General features: G+C 67.6%; 16 protein-coding genes. 8 read left to right on the top strand and 8 right to left on the bottom strand.

Translation table 11 applies throughout. From position 1 onward, the window contains the following. From E6C70_RS05305 to E6C70_RS05285, 5 genes are read left to right on the top strand one after another with little or no spacing between them, the layout of a single operon-like run. Nucleotides 1-825, top strand: coding sequence for an ABC transporter ATP-binding protein (locus tag E6C70_RS05305; RefSeq protein WP_136422906.1), 825 nt, complete (start codon nt 1-3; stop codon nt 823-825). After that, nucleotides 822-1634, top strand: a complete 813-nt coding sequence (locus E6C70_RS05300; protein ID WP_136422904.1) for an ABC transporter ATP-binding protein — start codon at nt 822-824, stop codon at nt 1632-1634. Before E6C70_RS05305 ends, E6C70_RS05300 begins: the two co-directional genes overlap by 4 nt. Continuing rightward, the gene (locus E6C70_RS05295; protein ID WP_136422902.1) at nt 1631-2833 is read left to right on the top strand and encodes an ABC transporter permease; all 1203 of its coding nucleotides are present in this window, start codon (nt 1631-1633) and stop codon (nt 2831-2833) included. Before E6C70_RS05300 ends, E6C70_RS05295 begins: the two co-directional genes overlap by 4 nt. 2 nt (nt 2834-2835) lie before the next feature. After that, entirely contained in the window at nt 2836-3924 is a 1089-nt protein-coding gene (locus tag E6C70_RS05290; RefSeq protein WP_136422900.1) for an ABC transporter permease, read from the top strand. Next, complete coding sequence (locus E6C70_RS05285; RefSeq protein WP_407921016.1) at nt 3921-6185, top strand: exo-beta-d-1,3/1,6-glucosidase; 2265 nt, start codon at nt 3921-3923, stop codon at nt 6183-6185. Before E6C70_RS05290 ends, E6C70_RS05285 begins: the two co-directional genes overlap by 4 nt. Before the next feature lie 49 nt (nt 6186-6234). Here E6C70_RS05285 and E6C70_RS16980 read toward each other — a convergent pair whose 3' ends face one another. Together E6C70_RS16980 and E6C70_RS05280 are read right to left on the bottom strand one after the other, a co-directional pair. Beyond that, nucleotides 6235-6648 (bottom strand): KUP/HAK/KT family potassium transporter, encoded by a 414-nt coding sequence (locus E6C70_RS16980; RefSeq protein WP_235833282.1) that lies wholly within the window; start codon nt 6646-6648, stop codon nt 6235-6237. Next, nucleotides 6603-8144 (bottom strand): potassium transporter Kup, encoded by a 1542-nt coding sequence (locus tag E6C70_RS05280; protein WP_235833281.1) that lies wholly within the window; start codon nt 8142-8144, stop codon nt 6603-6605. Before E6C70_RS05280 ends, E6C70_RS16980 begins: the two co-directional genes overlap by 46 nt. A 184-nt stretch (nt 8145-8328) precedes the next feature. Between E6C70_RS05280 and E6C70_RS05275 the strand changes: the two genes are divergently transcribed. Then, nucleotides 8329-8670, top strand: coding sequence for a hypothetical protein (locus tag E6C70_RS05275; RefSeq protein ID WP_136422898.1), 342 nt, complete (start codon nt 8329-8331; stop codon nt 8668-8670). A 67-nt stretch (nt 8671-8737) separates the two neighbouring features. Then, a complete protein-coding gene (locus E6C70_RS05270) occupies nt 8738-9097 on the top strand; it encodes a VOC family protein (RefSeq protein WP_136422896.1) in 360 nt (119 codons plus the stop codon). Between the two features lie 213 nt (nt 9098-9310). Here E6C70_RS05270 and E6C70_RS05265 read toward each other — a convergent pair whose 3' ends face one another. From E6C70_RS05265 to fdhD, 6 genes are all read right to left on the bottom strand, one after another. Then, nucleotides 9311-10135 carry a MerR family transcriptional regulator gene (locus E6C70_RS05265; protein ID WP_136422894.1) on the bottom strand — a complete coding sequence of 275 codons (825 nt, stop codon included), beginning with the start codon at nt 10133-10135 and terminating at the stop codon, nt 9311-9313. A gap of 108 nt (nt 10136-10243) precedes the next feature. Continuing rightward, nucleotides 10244-12706 (bottom strand): LamG-like jellyroll fold domain-containing protein, encoded by a 2463-nt coding sequence (locus tag E6C70_RS05260; protein WP_235833280.1) that lies wholly within the window; start codon nt 12704-12706, stop codon nt 10244-10246. Nucleotides 12707-13135: 429 nt separating this feature from the next. Continuing rightward, on the bottom strand, nt 13136-13309 hold the full coding sequence (locus tag E6C70_RS16625; RefSeq protein ID WP_168770856.1) for a hypothetical protein: 174 nt from the start codon (nt 13307-13309) through the stop codon (nt 13136-13138). A gap of 22 nt (nt 13310-13331) precedes the next feature. Further along, complete coding sequence (locus E6C70_RS05250) at nt 13332-14120, bottom strand: GAF domain-containing protein (RefSeq protein ID WP_136422890.1); 789 nt, start codon at nt 14118-14120, stop codon at nt 13332-13334. Nucleotides 14121-14163: 43 nt separating this feature from the next. Next, nucleotides 14164-16458: an FdhF/YdeP family oxidoreductase gene (locus E6C70_RS05245; protein WP_136422888.1), complete on the bottom strand. Its 2295-nt coding sequence runs from the start codon at nt 16456-16458 to the stop codon at nt 14164-14166. Then, nucleotides 16455-17333, bottom strand: a complete 879-nt coding sequence (gene fdhD, locus E6C70_RS05240; RefSeq protein WP_136422886.1) for a formate dehydrogenase accessory sulfurtransferase FdhD — start codon at nt 17331-17333, stop codon at nt 16455-16457. The genes E6C70_RS05245 and fdhD overlap by 4 nt, the downstream gene beginning before the upstream one ends. Nucleotides 17334-17535: 202 nt before the next feature. Here fdhD and E6C70_RS05235 point away from each other — a divergent pair, with 202 nt between their 5' ends. After that, on the top strand, nt 17536-18198 hold the full coding sequence (locus E6C70_RS05235) for a CPBP family intramembrane glutamic endopeptidase (RefSeq protein WP_168770855.1): 663 nt from the start codon (nt 17536-17538) through the stop codon (nt 18196-18198). Nucleotides 18199-18269: the final 71 nt, after the last annotated feature.

Below are 18269 nucleotides of genomic sequence, written 5' to 3'. Positions count from 1 at the left end.
ATGACAGATCCCCTCCTTTCCATCCGCGACTTCTCAGTCGTGTATGACGTGGATCCGCCCGTCGCGGCGGTCAAGAACGTCACCATCGACATCGAGCGCGGTGAGATCGTCGGGCTCGCCGGAGAGAGCGGGAGTGGCAAGACCACGCTCGCCTACGGCATCCAGCGACTCCTCAAGCCGCCTGCGGTGATCACCAGCGGCGACGTGGTCTTCCACGACGCCGACGGAGAAGACATCGACATCAACTCCCTCGGTGTGGAGGAGATGCGCCGGTTCCGGTGGGACAAGATCTCGATGGTCTTCCAAGGGGCGATGAACGCCCTCAACCCGGTCACGACGATCGGGGCGCAGCTGGATGACGTGTTCCTCATCCACCGTCCCGAGATGAACCGCACGGAACGCCGGGCGGCCGTCGTCGATCTGCTCGAGATCGTCAAGGTGGGGGGAGCGCGAATCCGCTCCTACCCTCATGAGCTGTCCGGTGGCATGCGCCAGCGAGTCATGATCGCGATGGCCCTGGCGCTGCGCCCTCAGCTCATGGTCATGGACGAGCCGACGACCGCTCTCGACGTGCTGGTGCAGCGCGAGATCCTCAAGCAGATCTCGCAACTCCGGCACGAATTCGGGTTCTCGGTGATCTTCATCACCCACGACCTTCCGCTGCTGCTGGAGATCAGCGACCGCATCGCGATCATGCGCGAGGGTGCGATCGTCGAGCTCGCCACCTCGGAGCAGATCTGGTCCGATCCCGAGCACGAGTACACCCGGAGCCTGCTCAGCTCGTTCCCCCGCCTCACTGGCGAGAAGGGAGTGGTGGTCCGATGACCACTCTCGAGTTCAAGAATGTCACCAAGATCTACAACGTCCGCGGCTTCGGCCAGATCAAGGCTCTCGACGAGGTCAGCTTCACTCTGCGCTCGCACCAGACCATCGGTCTCGTCGGCCAGTCGGGCAGCGGCAAGTCGACGATCGCGAAGATCCTCACGCAGCTGGAGACGCCCACCCGCGGCGAAGTGCTGCTCGACGGCGCTCCCATCCCGCGCGGAGGCAAGGGTCTTCGCAAATACCGCCAGCAGCTCCGGATGGTGTTCCAGGATCCGTTCGCGTCCCTGAATCCGTACCACTCGATTCGCCATCACATCGAGCGGCCTTTGCGGCTGGACAAGGTGGTTCCGCGCGACCAACTCGACGACGAAGTGCGACGCCTGCTGCTGCGCGTTCGACTGGAGCCCGACGCCGTGATGGAGCGACGTCCCCACGAGCTGTCCGGCGGACAGCGCCAGCGCGTGGCGATCGCGCGCGCGCTGGCATCCCGTCCCTCCCTGTTGGTCGCCGACGAGCCGGTCTCGATGTTGGACGTGTCGATTCGACTCGGAGTCCTGAACCTGCTCGCCGACCTGCAGCGCGAGGAAGGGCTCGGTGTGCTCTACATCACCCACGACCTCGCTACCGCTCGCCACTTCAGTGACGAGATCATGGTGCTCAACCAGGGCAAGGTCGTCGAGCGTGGGACGGCGGACGACGTCATCCTCCATCCGCACGACCCGTACACCCAGGAGTTGCGGGCGGCTTCACCCGATCCGGAGGAGTTCTTCCGCGACCGGTCGGCACGGACTCTCGGAGGTGTGCGATGAGCGCAGATACGTCAACGACCGTTGGCCCCGGTCCGGACAGCCGGAACCCCGAGAATGAGGCCGTCGGCGTGCAGGCTGCCGTCGCGCCCGGGCTCGGAGCCGCGCCGATCGTTGCCGCGCCGGTCAGTGGTGCGCAATCCGATGCCGTGCAGTTCGATCCGACCCTCGTCGGGACAACCGCGACGAAGGCCGAGCGCGGCGGCAGTCGCGTGCCGTGGCGATTCATCGGCGGCCGTGTGCTGTTCTACGCGTTCACCGCATTCGCCGCCATCAGCATCAACTTCTTCATCCCTCGGATGATGAAGGGCGATGCCGTTCAGGCCTACATGGCGCAGAGCCGTGGCCTGTTGCAGCCCTCGGCCGAGAAGGCGTTGCGAATCCAGTTCGGTCTCGACAACTCGACGTCCCTGTGGCAGCAGTACTGGCATTACTGGGGGATGCTGCTGCATGGCGATCTCGGCATCTCGATCTCGAGCGGCATGGCTCCCGTGAGCGAGGTCATCGGCGCGGCACTCCCGTGGACGCTCTCGCTCGTCGGCATCGCGACCATCATCTCGTTCGTCGTCGGAACCATCGTGGGCGCCGTCGTCGGCTGGCGCCGCGGCGGGCGCCTCGACTTCCTGGTCCCCGTGACGACCTTCCTCGGCACCGTGCCCTACTTCTGGCTCGGTCTGATCTTCATCGCGGTGTTCGCGTCGTTGCTCGGCTGGTTCCCGGCCGGCCACGCGTACGAGCTCGGCGTGACGCCCGGCTTCAACCTGGACTTCATCTCCGAGGTGATATCCCACGCAGCACTGCCCGCCCTCACCATCGTCATAGCGTCGGTCGGGGGCTGGGTGCTGGGCATGCGCAACATGATGCTGACGGTGCTCGACGAGGACTACATCACGGTGGCACAGGCGAAGGGGATGCCGGACCGGCGGGTGCTCTGGCGCTACGCGGCGCGCAATGCCGTGCTGCCTCAGATCCAGAGCTTCGCCCTCGCCCTCGGGTTCATCGTCGGCGGCACGCTCGTGATGGAGATGGTGTTCTCCTACCCGGGCATCGGACTGCTGCTGCTCAACGCGACGAATGCGAAGGACTACGCCCTGATGCAGGGAATCTTCCTCGTGCTCGTCCTGGCGGTACTGGTCGCCAACATTCTGGCGGACATCGCGTACGCCATCCTCGATCCCCGCGTTCGCGAGACGGAGGCCTGAGCATGAACGCTCCTGCAGAGAACACGTCCACGCTGGTCCAACCCGTCGGCGCCGGCACACCCGAGACCGCCAGCGTGCTCACCGCCGGCCTCTCGACCGTCAAGAAGAAGACCTTCGGGAGTCAGCTGAGGGCCTCCCTGGCGATGTTCAGCAATCCGAAGTCCGCCACCGGGCTCATCATCTTCGGAATCTTCCTGCTCGTCGCGATCTTCGCACCGTGGATCGCGCCGTACGACCCGACGGCGCAGAATCTGAGCGCGACTCTCCAGCCGCCGTCGTTCCAGCACCTGCTGGGGACGACCCACATCGGCGAGGATGTCTTCAGCCAGATCGTCTACGGAACCCGGGGCGTCCTCGTGGTCGGGCTCATCGCGACCATCATGGCCACGGTCATGGCGATCGTGGTGGGTGTGACGGCGGGCTACCTCCGCGGGTGGAAGAGCGAATCCCTCTCGGCGCTGTCGAACGTGTTCCTCGTTCTTCCCGCGCTGCCGCTGATGATCATCATCGCGTCGCAGTTCCAGGATCCGCCGCTCATCCTCATCGCCGCTGTGCTGGGACTGACCGGATGGGCGTGGGGTGCACGCGTGCTGCGGGCCCAGACGATGTCGCTGCGCAATCGCGACTTCGTCCAAGCCGCTCGCGCCAACGGCGAACCCCTGCACCGCATCATCCTGGTCGAGATGCTGCCGAACCTGATGGCGATCATCGCCTCGAGTTTCGTCGGCACCATGACCGCAGCGGTCCTCGGCCTCACCACCCTCGCGTTCATCGGCGTCATCCCCGTGTCGAACCTCAACTGGGGCACCATCCTGTTCTGGGCCCAGCAGAACAACGCGTTCCCGGACTACTGGTGGTGGTACGTCCCGGCCGGACTCTGCATCGCACTTCTCGGAGTGGCGCTCGCGCTGATCAACTTCGGCATCGACGAGTACGTCAACCCGCGTCTTCGCTCGGCCGGTGAGCGCGCCCGCGCGATGAAGAAGAAGGGCATGGACCCCAACGCCGCAGTCACCCAGGTGCGACCGGATCTCGCCGCAGGCGCCGGTGTGCGCTCGGGCAGATCCAAATCCGAACGGTCGACCGCGTGACCTCGATCCCTACACTGAGCGTTGATCAGGAGCAGGAGGTCCTCCCGTACCAGGATCCGTCACTGACCACCCCGGAGCGGGTCTCCGATCTCCTCGGGCGCATGAGCGTCGAGGAGAAGGTGGGGCAGATGCTCCAGCTCGACGCACGGGACGACCTGGACGACATCGTCCTTCGACGCCACGCCGGCTCGATCCTGCACACCTCTCCGGAACGGATCATCGAGGCGAACCGGCTCTCCGCCGAGACCCGCCTGCGCATCCCGTTGCTCGTAGGCGAGGACTGCATCCACGGGCACTCGTTCTGGCCTGGCGCCACGATCTATCCGACCCAGCTCGGCATGGCGGCGTCGTGGGACGCGGACCTCATGGAGCGGGTTGCGCGAGCGACTGCGGAGGAGGTTGCAGCGACCGGCGTGCACTGGACCTTCTCTCCGGTGCTGTGCATCACCCGGGATCTGCGCTGGGGTCGCGTGAACGAGACGTTCGGTGAGGACCCGTTCCTCATCGGCGAGCTCGCCAGCGCGATGGTGCGCGGCTATCAGGGGCAGGGGCTCGACGATCCGACCGCGATCCTCGCGACGGCCAAGCACTTCGCCGGCTACTCGGAGACGCAGGGCGGGCGTGATGCGAGCGAGGCGGACATCTCGCGGCGCAAACTGCGCAGCTGGTTCCTCCCGCCATTCGAGCGCGTCGCACGCGAGGGATGCCGCACGTTCATGCTCGGCTACCAGAGCACGGATGGCGTGCCGATCACCGTCAACGACTGGCTGCTGAACGACGTCCTGCGCGGGGAGTGGGGCTACTCCGGCACTATGCTCACCGATTGGGACAACGTCGGCCGCATGGTCTGGGAGCAGAAGCTCCACACGGACTACGCAACGGCAGCCGCCGCGGCGGTCACGGCAGGCAACGACATGGTCATGGCCACGCCGAAGTTCTACGAGGGCGCACTGGACGCGGTTGCGCGCGGCCTGCTCGCCGAGGACGCCTTCGACGCCGCCGCGGCGCGCATCCTGACCCTCAAGTTCGACCTCGGACTCTTCGAGGACCCCCGCCTGCCCGTCGACGGCCTCGACGCCGTGGTCGGCAGCGCCGAGCATGCGGAACTCAACCTCGAGGTCGCCCGCCGCTCGATCGTCCTGCTCGAGAACGACGGAATCCTGCCGCTCGCGGCCGCTGACCCCGTGCGCGTCGCGGTGGTCGGGCCGCTGGCCGACGACGCGCAGACCCAGTTGGGCGACTGGGCCGGTGGATCCGGCCAGGCCGGCTGGCTGGACGGCCAGCCGCGCGAGATGATCACGACGGTGCTCGACGGATTCCGGCAGATCGACGGGTGGAGCATCCGACACGCACGCGGAGCCGACATCCTCACCCTCGAGGACGACCCGCAGGGGACCCTGTTCCCGGATGGCCAGCCGCGGCCGCAGATCGTCGTGCCGTGCGCACCCGATCACGAGCTCATCGGCGAGGCCATCGCGGCAGCGGAGGCTTCAGACGTCGTCGTCGCCGTCGTCGGAGATCGCATCGAGCTCGTGGGCGAGGGGCGCTCCACGGCGACGCTCGAACTGATCGGCGCCCAGATCGCCCTCCTCGACGCCATGATCGCGACGGGCAAGCCCGTCATCGTGGTGTTGCTCGCGTCGAAGCCGCTCGTGCTGCCGCCGTCGGTCGCGAACGCCGCCGCAGTGATCTGGGCGGCGAATCCGGGAATGCTCGGCGGCCAGGCGATCGCGGAGATCGTCGCCGGCCGGGTCGAGCCCACGGGACGCCTGCCGATCTCCTTCGCACGTCATGTCGGCCAGCAGCCGACGTACTACAACCAGATCCGCGGTCAGCACGGCGACCGATACGCAGACCTCACCATGGCGCCCCGGTGGGTGTTCGGTGAGGGCCTCTCGTACACCACCGTTGCCTACTCCGACCTGAGCTTGGAAGAGACGACGCTCGGCGCTGGAGACACCATCGTCGCTGAGGTGACGGTGAGCAACACCGGCGAACGTCCGACCCGGGAGACGGTGCAGGTCTACGTGCGCGACTGCGTCACGAGCGCCAGCTGGGCCGACAAGGAGCTGAAGGGCTACCGCCAGGTGGATCTCGCACCGCGCGCTTCAACCCGCGTGCGCATCGAGTTGCCGGTCGCCGAGTGCACCATCGTGGACTCCAAGGGGGACCGCCACGTCGAGCCCGGGGAGTTCGAGCTGCTGGTGGGCCCGTCCTCGAGCGAGGAGAAGCTGCTCGTCGCGGGGTTCGACGTGCGCTGACGCGAGCGACGGACATCCTCGCCCGATAGCCGGTGGTCCGACCAGCGACTCAGACCTCGACGCGCGATCCCATCAGGATGGTGCGATCGGGCGGCAGGTCGAAGTACTGAGCGGCGTCGGCGGCACCTCGCGAGGTGGCGAGGAAGACGGACTTGCGCCACCGGGCCAGGCCCGGCACGTTTCCGCGATGCAGGTCGATCGTGGAGAGGAAGTAGGTCGCCTCGTCCAGGTCGAGGGGGATCTCGAGGTCCTCGGCGGGCAGTTCGGCGAGGGCGGCGGGGATGTCGGGTCGCTCCATGAACCCGAACCGCGCCTGCACGAGCACGATGCCGTCGTCGGTGAAGCCCAGGGAATCCGTCGAGAACCGGTCCTCGGGCGCAATCGTCGGCGTCTGCGCGGTGTCCACGGCCAGGATGATCACGTACTCGTGCAGCGAGCCCAAGTGCTCGACGGTGGAACGCATGGCCAGGGGGCCGTCGTCCTGCCCCGATTGAGGTAGATGCCGGTGCCGGGAACACGGGTCACGGGAATGGTGCCGTCGTGGAGTCCTTCGAGGAAGTCATCGAGCGACCCCTCCTCGTGCTCGCGCTGAGCGGTGACGATCTGTCGACCGCGGTACCAGGTCATGAGGATGAGGTAGGCACCGATGGCGATGACGAGCGGCAGCCACGCGCCGCTGACGATCTTGGTGAGGTTCGCCGCGAAGAAGAGCAGCTCGAGGCCGAGGAGCAGGCCGCCGCCGATGATGACGAGCCAGAGCGGCGCGCGTCGTGTCTTGGCGGTGTAGTACAGGAACAGCGTGGTCGTGATGGTGATGGTTCCCGTGACCGCCATTCCGAAGGCGTAGGCCAGTGCGGATGAATGACGGAAGGTCAGCACGAGGATGCTGACGGCGATGAGCAGGAGCCAGTTGATGATGGGCACGTACACCTGCCCGATGGTGCTCGCGGAGGTGTGTTCGATGCGCAGTCGGGGGAGGTAGCCGAGCTGCACCAGCTGGCGTGCCACCGAGAAGGCGCCCGTGATGACCGCCTGCGACGCGATGACGGTCGCGGCGGTCGCGAGCAGGACCATCGGCACTTGCAGGGGACCAGGCACGAGCAGGAAGAACGGACTCGACAGGGCGGAGCGGTCGTTGAGGACGAGCGCTCCCTGCCCGAAGTAGCTGAGGATGCAGCTGGGGAAGACCAGGATGAGCCAGGCACGCGCGATCGGCAGGCGACCGAAATGACCGAGGTCGGCGTAGAGCGCCTCGGCCCCGGTGATGGCGAGCACGACCGCCGCGAGCGCGAAGAAGGCGATCGACGGATGCGACACCGCGAACCCGATCGCGTACGTCGGCGACAACGCGCGCAGGATCTCGGGCTCCCTGGTGATGCCGAGGATGCCGAACGCCGCGATCGAGACGAACCAGGCGACCATGACCGGTCCGAACAGCTTGCTCACCGCCGCCGTGCCGAAGCGCTGGAAGAAGAACAGGATGAAGATGATGACCAGGGTGATCGGGATGATGAACTCCGCGAGCGACGGCGCCGCGATCTGAAGTCCCTCCACGGCTGACAGCACCGAGATGGCCGGGGTGATCATGCTGTCGCCGAAGAACAGGGACGCTCCGAAGATGCCGAGTGCGACCAGGATCATCTTGGTGCGCCGCCGCCCGGCGACCATCTTCTGGCCGACGAGCGTGAGCAGCGCCATGATGCATCCCTCGCCCTCGTTGTCGGCGCGCAGGATGAGCCCGACGTACGCGATGGTGACGATCACCGTGACCGACCAGAAGATCAGGGAGACGATGCCGTAGACGCTCTCGGTCGAGACGGGGACCGGATGCGGGTCCCCGGGATTGAACGCCGTCTGAATCGTGTAGATCGGGCTCGTCCCGATGTCTCCGAACACCACTCCGAGAGCACCGACGACGAGCGCCGTCTTCGCGAGGCGGCGGGTCTCAGCAGCAGGCATCGCATCAGTATGAACTGCCGCCCCCGTGCAGTCGACCCCTATCGCGCGAACGGATCGAGACGGACACGATGCGCCGACAAACCGCCAAAGGATCCGCTCGGGCGTGACGAGACCCTGCACCCCGGGTTGACTGGTCACAGCGCTCCTGTCCCTCCCCGACAGCGCGCGGATTGGAGGAGACTGCATGGCTCTGGAACCGACGGTCCTCAGGAGCTGGACGGGGTGGATTCGCCGAGCGGATCGCGAGCGCTATCGCGAGTATCTCGAGAGCACGGGACTTCGCGCGTATCGGCAAACTCCCGGCAATCTCGGCGCAGTCCTGCTCTTCCGCGATGCGGACGATGCTCGTACGGAGGTTCGGACACTCTCATTGTGGCGCTCGCGCGACGACATCGTGGCGTTCGCGGGCCAGGACATCGACGTCGCCGTGTTCTACCCGGATGACGACCGCTTCCTGATCGATCGGCAGACCACCGTCGAGCACTTCGACGTGCCGTGGTTCGAGCTGGTGCAGACCGGGCACTGATCTGCTCTACTGAGTGAGACGACCGAGCGGCGGATGGGCCGACATCCGTCCAGAGACAGGACTGAGCATGAGCGTGACGGGAATCGGCGGACTGTTCTTCCGCAGCCGCGATCCGGAGGGACGGGCCGCGTGGTATCGGACGCACCTCGGAATCGACGCTGGGGGCGACGCCGTCTGGCAGCAGGATGCGGGGATGACGGTGTTCGCTCCGTTCGCGGCCGACAGCGACTGCTTCGCGGCCGATCAGCCCTTCATGCTCAACCTCCGGGTCGACGACCTCGACGCGCTCGTGACGAGTCTCGAAGGGGCCGGCATCGACGTCGATCGCCGTCCCGAGTGGGAGACGACGGACTACGGCCGCTTCGCACGCATCCACGACCCCGAGGGACTCCCGATCGAATTGTGGGAGCCCCCGGCGGACGCGTAGCCCGCCCCAGTTCGCGTCAGTCGGTCAGGTCGCCTTCGGCCCCGGCGACGGCTGCGAGCTGCTCGGCGATGAGCCTCTCCAGGTCTGCGTCGTAATCCATTTCCGTCCCCCATCTCCCCGGGTCCCCCGACTCGGTGCACTGATTGTGCCCCAATCGGGTGGCCCGGGGGAAGGGTCGGCCGGTGAATTCTCGGCGTCGCCCTGTCGGGTGCGTCAGACGCGCTCGACGGGAACCTGCACCTCGGTGACCCAGTCGGGTCCCGGCACATGGCCCGGCGCGTGGAGGTAGACCTCTCGGTTCGCCCCTGCCAGGCGATAGCCATCGGCCACGAGCTGTTCGACCAGGGCCGTCCAGGTATCGCCGATTCCGGTCATGTCGCCGTGGTGCAGCACCGTGGCGGCGAGGGCCACAGCCGGCAACTCGACGACTCCGTAGCCGTCTCCCGCGCGCGGATCCGGCTCGGCGGTCTGACTGACGTTCACGACGAGGCGCTCGCCGTCATCGATCGGCTCGTACCAGAACACGGCGGGCGGGAGGATGGGGCGCCTCGCTGCCTCGAGGGCCGTGTCGAGTTGCTCGATGAGTGGGCCGACGACGGGTCCGACATGGTCCGGTCCCATCCCTGGCGCCACTCCGGAGACGGCGTAGACGGTGATGGCATCGAGCGGTCGATAGGAGACGGGAGTTGACATGAGAGCGGTTCCTTCCAGTTGACGGAGTCGTCGGTCGATGCGGGTCAGCAACGCTGTCTCGTGGTCGATCATCGCCTCGATCTCCTGGCGCCGTTCGAGGAGCGTGAGACGCACGGCCTCGTCCTCGTCCTGCGCCGCGAAGACCTCGGCGATGCGATCGAGACCGACGTCGAGGTGCCGTAGCTCCACGATGCGCAGCAGCCGAGGCACCTGCTCGTTCGAGTAGCGGCGGTAGCCGGTGCGGTCATCGACCCGCGCCGGCACCAGCAGCCCGATGGAGTCGTAGTGCCTGAGCATCCGTACGCTCACCCGCCCGACGGCGGCGAATTCTCCGATGGTGTACATGATGGAATCCACACTGGAGCCTGACACGGTGTGAGGGTCAACGCGATCGCGTGAAACAGTTCGGGCCCCACGCGATCAAGCGATCACGCGGGGCCCGAACCGCGACGTTCAGCTCTGCGCTGCGTAGAGCGCGGCCACCTCATCGGCCGACAGTGCCCGGTCGAACACGCGGACCTCGTCCACCGTGCCGTCCAGGTAGTCGACCGGCTTGCCGTCGAACTTTCCCCGGCCGACGGTGAGCGGACCGGTGGCAGCCTCGCCGTTGCCGAGCACCGCCACCTGTCCCGCCCTCGCGCCGTCGACGTAGATCGACAGCGTGGACGAGGTGATGTCGCGCACTCCCACGAGGTGGTACCAGCGGTTCGGCTCCACGGTGATGCCGGATGCCAGCGCCCGCGCGTTCACGAACGAGAACGCCAGCCTCTTGTCTGCACCCGAGTACTGCAGGAAGAACGCGCTCGCCGCATCCCCGTCCTCACCCACGACCGTCTGGAACGCGCCACCGACCTGATCGAACCGCACCCAGGCCGAGACGCTGTAGTTGCGATCGGTCGTGGTCAGGACAGGCTCTGCGGACGCCGCGAAGCCGGTCGACCCGTCGAGTTGCAGCGCGCCGCCCTTCCTGCCCGGCACCCAGGTCGCTCCGCCGGAGACCGTCAGGTCGGCCGATCCTGCACTGTCCGCCGCGACGCCGCCCGCGGTCTCGTCGAGCGTCCACGACCCGACCCCCGCGAGCCCTGGTGTGCCGGCGGGTGGTGTCGGTGGCGTCTTGGTTCCCGCGGCGATCGTCTCGAGGTTTATGGCTCGCACCGCGGCTTCATCGACCTTCTCGACCTGGCGGTCGTAGGTGAAGAACCCGTTCTGCTCGCCCTCGACATCCGTGATCTGCGTGTAGATCGATCCGGACAGGCCGTAGGGAGCGCCTTGGTCGCGCAGCACCTGGGTGTTGGCGACATAGCCGGCCGTCAGCGCGGCGCTGTCCTTGACGGCTCCGTAGGGGTTGACGTCCGCGCCGGGCCAGCTGTGTCCCTCGACCGGCAGCGTCAGCCCGCCGTGTTCACCATCGATCGACGCGCGCTTCGCGTCGGGCGCCGGCAGGGCGGGACCCTGGTACTGGTGCCAGTCGATGATGTCGCCCGTACCCGGGTCACCGGGAGTGTCGCAGCAGTTCGATCCGCTGCGATCGTTGACGAGCCGGCTCGGATCCTGCGCCTTGACCTGCGCTCCCACCTCGCTTGCCGCGTCGACGCTCCACTGGCCCCAGCCCTCGTTGAACGGGATCCAGCCGATCACCGAGGTCGAGTTCTTCAGTTGATCGACCATGCGGCTGGTCTCGGCCCGGAAGTTGGCCTTGTCGCCGGTCGTCAGGCTGCCGTTGCGTCCGGTAGGCAGAGCGGGGGAGTCCTGCCAGACCATGATCCCGAGCTTGTCGGCCCAGTAGTACCAGCGGGCCGGCTCGACCTTGATGTGCTTGCGGATGGTGTTGAAGCCGAGGTCCTTGGTCTTCTGGATGTCGAACTTGAGTGCGTCATCCGTCGGTGCCGTGTAGATGCCGTCCGGCCAGAAGCCCTGGTCGAGGGTTCCGAGCAGGAAGGTCGCCTTGTGGTTCAGGGTGATGCGCTGCTTGCCGGCCACCTTCTCGACGGCGATCTCCCGCAGGCCCGCGTAGCTCTCCACCTTGTCGGTCGTTCCGCGCACGGTCAGAGATGCCTTGAAGGTGTACAGGAAAGGGTCGTCGGGCGACCACAGATGCGGCTTGCGGATGGAGAGCGACATCGGGCCGCCGGCTGCACCGGTGGCACTCGCCACCTTCTTCGAGCCGTCGAAGACGTCGACCGACAGCTTTGCTCCGCCCGCGTCACCGTTGTACGTCGCCGCGATGGCGAACGAGCCGGTGTCGACATCCGGTGTCGCGGTGAAGGAGGCGATGCTCACCGGCTGCACCGGCTCCAGCCAGACCGTCTGCCAGATGCCGCTGGAGGCGGTGTAGAAGATGCCGCCCGGGTTCAGGCGCTGCTTGCCGACGGGCACCGTCGCCGAATCCACGGGGGAGTGCACGGCGACGACGATCTCCTGCGAGCCGCCCGATCGCAGGGCGCTGGTGATGTCGGCGCTGAACGAGTCGTAGCCGCCGAGGTGCCGGGCGACCTGCGCTCCGTTCACGTACACGGTCGCGTCGTAATTCACCGCACCGAAGTTGATGCGCAGGTGCTTGCCGCCCGACGTGTAGTTCTTCGGCACGTCGACGGTTCGCCGGTAGATCATGTAGTCGGAGTGCTTCTGGACCCCCGACAGCGCGGACTCGGCCGGGTAGGGCACGAGGATCTGGCCGGAGAGATCGGAGCCGAACGAGATGGGGCTGTAGCCGTCGGTCGGCTGGTACTGCCAGAGTCCGTTGAGATTCGTCCAGGTCGGAGCGTCCGCGCTCGGTCGAGCCAACTGGGGCCTCGGGTAGTCGGGCAGGGCGTTGGTCGGCGAGACTTCGGCCGTCCACGGCGTCGACAGCGGCGGAGTCAGGCCGCTCCAGGTACCACCGCCGTCCGCCTGCGCGCTCACCGCGGGAAGTGACATGAGTCCCACCGCCACCCCCAGTGCTGTCAGGGCGGACAGTGCCCTCGACCTCGTTCGAACCATTCGCCGACCAACTTCCTTGTCTGTCAGGGCGCCGTGCGCCCCCGTGCGCTGTGGTGGGTCGATCGTTGCAAAAACCTGTCCGAATGTCCAGAGAAACCTCGAAGGCGACGCCAAGGATTCACGGCGCCGTTGGTAGCCGAGCGGCTCGGCGCTCGCCGAATCGTCCTCCTCGCCGGCATGATCCCCTCGCCGGGTGAGTCATCCGATGCGTTGGCGGGTGAGGGGATGCGGCGGTAGCGCCGTCAGTCGGATGCACCGGCGAACGAGCCGTGGCCCCTCTCGGCGTGGCCGGATGTGCCGACCAGGCTCGTGCTGTGCCGCGACGACTGGCTGACAGGTCAGCCGCGGCAGATCAGTCGTCGCGGGTCAGCGCGAGGTGGAGGAGGCGCGCTTGCCGAGGACGGTGTCGACAGCCCGACGAGCGATGCTCCGGCTGTCGGGAACGTCAGCGGTCTTGGGCAACAGGACAGACTTGCGCGCGGCATCGGAACGGATGAAACCGAACCCGCCCGGCGTCGCGACCACCTGGATCTCTGTCATGACCACATCGTACCTCTCCACCTCAGACATTCGCGTGAAGCGAGGGCTCCGGCGCCGCCGCCGAGGCGAACGCGACCGACATCATCTCGGCCACCACCTCGCTCAGGTGCAGGTCGCCGGGAGTCAGCGACCCGGCCGTCGGGGCATCGACCGTGACCATTCCCCAGACCCGCTTGTCGGTGAAGACGGGCACGGCGATGAAGGTCTCGTAGCCACTAGCCGTACCGCCGTAGCCGGCCGGTCGCGCCTCGCCGAGGTCCGGATAGAACGCCGACTTCGCCTCGAACAGGAACTCGAGCGCGGCGTCGCCGCGCGGTGTACCGGCCACGAACGGTCCGGGCTTGTCGCCACGGCCGATGTGGGCGAGCCAGACCATCTGGAGCGGAGCGGTCTCCAGTGAGTAGACGTTCACCCTCGCCCGGTCGGCGTGCGGAGACACCAGCGAATGCAGCGCGGCGACGGCGGCCTGACCGACGGTGCGCAGGTGGTCGACGCGTCGGAGAAGGTCGAGCCCGGGCATCTCGGCGAGAAGGGACGCCACCGGGAGGAGGGCATCCCGCACCGTCAGCCTGAGGTCGTCCATCTCCTCCGCGAGGGTCAGCTGCGCGCGCGAGTCGCGCACCTTGACCGCCACCTGGATGGCGATGGCCACCACAGCGAGCAGGATGCCGCCGAACAGGAACGCGGCCCACCAGGCGTCCGCGCGCGATGCGTAGCCGATCAGGGGACCCGCCGCCGCCGCGGCGGCGAGTGGCACGACGGTCAGCGCGACCGTCCTGCCGCGGCCGGCTCGCTTCGTCTGGGGATCCATGATCACGAGCGTAGGCGACACGGGTGTCACGCCGACGCGATCGTCAGCCCACCGCGGCCGTCACCCGCACGAGCACGGCCTTCGAGACGGGCGTGTTGCTTCCTTCGGCCGTACTGGCCAGCGGAACCAGCACGTTCGCCTCGGGAAAGTAGGCGGCAGCGCATCCGCGGGCACTCGGGTAGGCGACGGCGCGGTAGCCCCGGAGCACACGCTCGATGTCGTCGTCCCACACGGTGGAGACGTCGACCGACGTCCCGTCCGCGAGCCCGAGCTCCTCAAGGTCGAGGGGATTGATGAAGATCACCTCGCGTCCCTTGCGAATGCCGCGGTAGCGGTCGTTCAGGCTGTAGATGGTGGTGTTGTACTGGTCGTGCGAGCGCACAGTCTGCAGTAGCAGCGTGCCATCGGGCCGCTCCACGTGTTCCAGGGCGTTGACGGTCAGCATGGCCTTGCCGGTCGCGGTCGGGAACGTGCGGGAGTCGCGCGGCCCGTTCGGCAGCACGAAGCCGTCGCGGGTGCGGATGCGGTCGTTGTAGTACTCGAAGCCCGGCACGACGCGGCTCACCGAGTCGCGGATGAGGTCGTAGTCGTCGGCGAACGCGGCCCAGTCGATGGGCACGCTCTCGCCGAGGGTAGCGGCGGCGAGGCGGGCCACGATTGCCACCTCACTGAGCAGACCGGGAGCGACCGGAGGCACCTGCCCGTGGCTGCCGTGCACGGAGCACACGGTGTCCTCCACCGAGACGAACTGCGGTCCGGACGCCTGGATGTCGATCTCGGTGCGCCCGAGCGTCGGCAGGATGAGCGCCTCGTCGCCGATCACGGCGTGCGAGCGGTTGAGCTTCGTCGAGACCTGCACCGTCATCTCGGTCCCGCGCATGGCCTCCTCCGCCAGTCCGGTGTCCGAGATGGCGGCCACGAGATTTCCGCCCATCCCCATCCAGAAGCGGATGTCACCGCGCTTCATCGCGTGTATGCCGTTCACGGAATCAACGCCGTGCCGGCGTGGCGGCTCGAACGAGAACTCCGCGGCGAGCGCGTCCAGGAAGCGGTCGGGCATCCGCTCCCAGATGCCCATGGTGCGGTCGCCCTGCACATTGCTGTGACCCCGAATGGGAGACGCGCCAGCGCCCGGGCGCCCGATGTTGCCGCGCAGCAGCAGCAGGTTGATGATCTCCTTGATGGTGTCGACGGCCTTCTTGTGCTGCGTGATGCCCATCGCCCAGGTGATGATCACCCGGTCGGCATTGATGTAGGCATCCGTGAGTTCGTCGATCTCGTCGAGCCCGAGACCCGTGGCGAGCAGCACCTCGTCGTCGTCGACCTCCGCCATCGCGGCGGCGAAGGCCTCGAACCCGCTGCAGTACTCGTCGATGAACGCGCGGTCGAGGACGGTTCCGGGCGCGGCGGCCTCCGCTGCCAGAACCCGCTTCGACACGGCCTGCAGCAGCGCCATGTCGCCCCCGAGCCGGATCTGCAGGAACTGGTCGGCGATGTCGGTTCCGCGCCCGACGATCCCGCTCACCCGCTGGGGGTTCTTGTAACGGCGGAGTCCGGCCTCGGGCAGCGGATTGACGGCCACGATGCGCGCGCCATTGCGCTTGGCGTCCTCGAGGGCCGTGAGCATGCGGGGATGGTTCGTGCCGGGGTTCTGGCCGAGCACGATGACGAGATCGGCGTGCTCGAAGTCGTCGTAGGCGATGGTGGACTTTCCGATGCCGACGACCTCGCTCATCGCCGTGCCCGTGGACTCGTGACACATGTTGGAGCAGTCGGGCAGATTGTTCGTCCCGTAGGCGCGCACGAACAACTGGTAGAGGAATGCCGCTTCGTTCGAGGTGCGTCCCGAGGTGTAGAACGAGGCCTGGTCGGGGGAGTCGAGCGCGCGGAGTTTCGCGGCGATGATCTCGAACGCGCGGTCCCACGACACCGGCCGGTAGTGATCGGATCCGGCCGCGCGGTACACCGGCTCGGTCAGGCGCCCCTGCATGCCGAGCCAGTACTCGGACTTGTCCAACAGGTCGTCGATGGTGTGCTCGGCCCAGAATGACGACGGCACGAGCACGGGGGTGGCCTCCCACGTGACCGCCTTGGCGCCGTTCTCGCAGAACTCGGCGACCTTGCGGTGGTCGGGGTCCGGCCATGCGCAGCTCATGCAGTCGAAACCGTCCTTCTGGTTGAGGGAGGTGAGCAGCTTGACGGTGCGTCCAAGCCCCAGTTGCGCGATGGCGGGCTCGAGAGAGTGCAGAACGCCCGGCACTCCGGCCGCCCACGAACTCGGCTGGCCGACTGAGAGGTCGGCATCCGTCACGTCGTCCGTCGGCGGCTTGCGGCTCACGATGCGCCCGCCATGGCTGTCGCACTTCCTGTCGCGGCCGTCGACGCAGGCTGCTCGCTGATGCGATCGGGGCGCGAGTACACCACCATGCTCTCGCCGCGGAGGAAGCCCACCACGGTGATGCCCAACTCGGTCGCGAGCTCGATGGCGAGCGAGGACGGCGCGGACACCGCGGCGAGCACCGGGATGCCGGCCATCGACGCCTTCTGCGTCAGCTCGAAACTCGCGCGTCCCGACACCATCAGCACGACGCCGGTGAGGGGGAGCAGCCCCTGCGTCAGCGCCCAGCCGACAACCTTGTCGACGGCGTTGTGGCGCCCGACGTCCTCGCGGAGCACGAGCATGCGTCCGCTCCGCCCGTCGAACAGCGCGGCGGCGTGCAGGCCGCCCGTCTTCTCGAACACGGCCTGAGCGGACCGGAGGGCATCCGGGAAGCCGACGAGCCGGTCGGCGTCGACGACGAGATCGTCGCGCTCGACGTCGAACCGCGACCGGGTGCGGACGGCATCGATGCTGGCCTTGCCGCAGACGCCGCACGAGCTGGTGGTGTAGAACGCCCGCTCGAGGCTCGCATCCGGCGGCGGCACATGAGAGGCCAACGTCACATCTAGCACGTTGTAGGTGTTCTCCTCGGTAACGGATGCGCAGTGCCGGGCGCTCACCAGCTCGTCGGCGCGGGCGACGACCCCCTCCGAGACGAGGAAGCCGGCGGCAAGTTCGACGTCGTGACCGGGCGTACGCATCGTGATCGCGAGCGGGCGACCGCCGACGCGGATCTCGAGCGGCTCCTCGACGGCCAGGACGTCCTCGCGGACGGCGCGAGGCGACCCGAGCGTGATGCGGGTGACGCGTCTGCGCGCCATGATTCGGCTCATGGTGCATGCCTACCACCGCGGGACGGGGCATCCAACCCGCTCCCGCTGCCGCATTCCGAGGCGTACCCTCCCACGGGGGCGAGCAGGAGAGGCCGACCGCTGATAACGTCCTCACATCGACGTCGTCCTCACTGCCGCGCCAACGCGCGACCGCTCGCGCGCCCTGCTCGGAGCGGCTCTGGGCGTCGTGGGGTTCATGTTCGTGAGTGCGCTCGTCCCGCTCGCGATCGTCGCCTCCGGGTTCCGCCCGCACCTCGGTCTCGTGTGGGCGGGCGTAGCGACCTTCGGTCCGTACGCCATCGCCGCAGGCTGCGCGGTCTTCGCCGCACGGCGATGGGGCACGGGCTCGCCGGCTGGCAGCTACGGATTGCGGTTCCGCTGGTGGGACCTGCTGTTCGCTCTGGCTGCCGTGTTCGCCTACTTCGTCATCGTCACCCTTGTGAGTGCGACGGTCGTACTGGTGTGTGGGCGCCCGAGCGGCCACTCCAACGTGATGCATTCGCCGATCGCCGCCGTCAACATCCTCACGGTGATCCTCGCCGTTCTCGTCGCACCGGTCGTCGAGGAGCTGGTCTTCCGCGGAATGCTCCTGCGTGCCCTGCAGCGCAGTCTCGCGGGAGCCGCGCCGTCGGCAGGGCGCTCGCATGGCGCGTCCGTCGCGGCCGTCGCGATCACCGCAGCCGCCTTCGCCGCCCTGCACCTTCCGCAGCTCGCCTTCGGCGTGAGTCCCCTGATCGCGGTCAGCACGTTCGTCATGGGGGCCCTCTTCGGCACCGCCGCGGTCCTCACAGGGCGCATTGGAACGGGCATCATCGCCCACGCCCTGGTGAACGCCATCGTGGCCTCGACCGTACTGCTGCACTGACCGGTCGTCGGCGGATCAGCGAGGGGCTTGCACCGCCGGGGCGTTGCCGGAGATGATCGGGCGAGGGACGG

The organism is Orlajensenia flava (genome assembly GCF_004801905.1).
GTDB lineage: Bacteria > Actinomycetota > Actinomycetes > Actinomycetales > Microbacteriaceae > Orlajensenia > Orlajensenia flava.
The sequence above is the reverse complement of the archived record's forward strand: the minus strand, read 5'-3'. Positions and strand labels throughout refer to the sequence as shown.

Coding starts and splice junctions, on each gene's coding strand:
- E6C70_RS05275 (WP_136422898.1), top strand. CDS start 8,329: ATGGCTCTGGAACCGACGGTCCTCAGGAGCTGGACGGGGTGGATTCGC.
- E6C70_RS05260 (WP_235833280.1), bottom strand. CDS start 12,706: ATGTCACTTCCCGCGGTGAGCGCGCAGGCGGACGGCGGTGGTACCTGG.
- E6C70_RS05270 (WP_136422896.1), top strand. CDS start 8,738: ATGAGCGTGACGGGAATCGGCGGACTGTTCTTCCGCAGCCGCGATCCG.
- E6C70_RS05300 (WP_136422904.1), top strand. CDS start 822: ATGACCACTCTCGAGTTCAAGAATGTCACCAAGATCTACAACGTCCGC.
- E6C70_RS05305 (WP_136422906.1), top strand. CDS start 1: ATGACAGATCCCCTCCTTTCCATCCGCGACTTCTCAGTCGTGTATGAC.
- E6C70_RS16625 (WP_168770856.1), bottom strand. CDS start 13,309: ATGACAGAGATCCAGGTGGTCGCGACGCCGGGCGGGTTCGGTTTCATC.
- fdhD (WP_136422886.1), bottom strand. CDS start 17,333: ATGAGCCGAATCATGGCGCGCAGACGCGTCACCCGCATCACGCTCGGG.
- E6C70_RS05280 (WP_235833281.1), bottom strand. CDS start 8,144: ATGCCTGCTGCTGAGACCCGCCGCCTCGCGAAGACGGCGCTCGTCGTC.
- E6C70_RS16980 (WP_235833282.1), bottom strand. CDS start 6,648: ATGCGTTCCACCGTCGAGCACTTGGGCTCGCTGCACGAGTACGTGATC.
- E6C70_RS05290 (WP_136422900.1), top strand. CDS start 2,836: ATGAACGCTCCTGCAGAGAACACGTCCACGCTGGTCCAACCCGTCGGC.
- E6C70_RS05250 (WP_136422890.1), bottom strand. CDS start 14,120: ATGGATCCCCAGACGAAGCGAGCCGGCCGCGGCAGGACGGTCGCGCTG.
- E6C70_RS05295 (WP_136422902.1), top strand. CDS start 1,631: ATGAGCGCAGATACGTCAACGACCGTTGGCCCCGGTCCGGACAGCCGG.
- E6C70_RS05265 (WP_136422894.1), bottom strand. CDS start 10,135: ATGTACACCATCGGAGAATTCGCCGCCGTCGGGCGGGTGAGCGTACGG.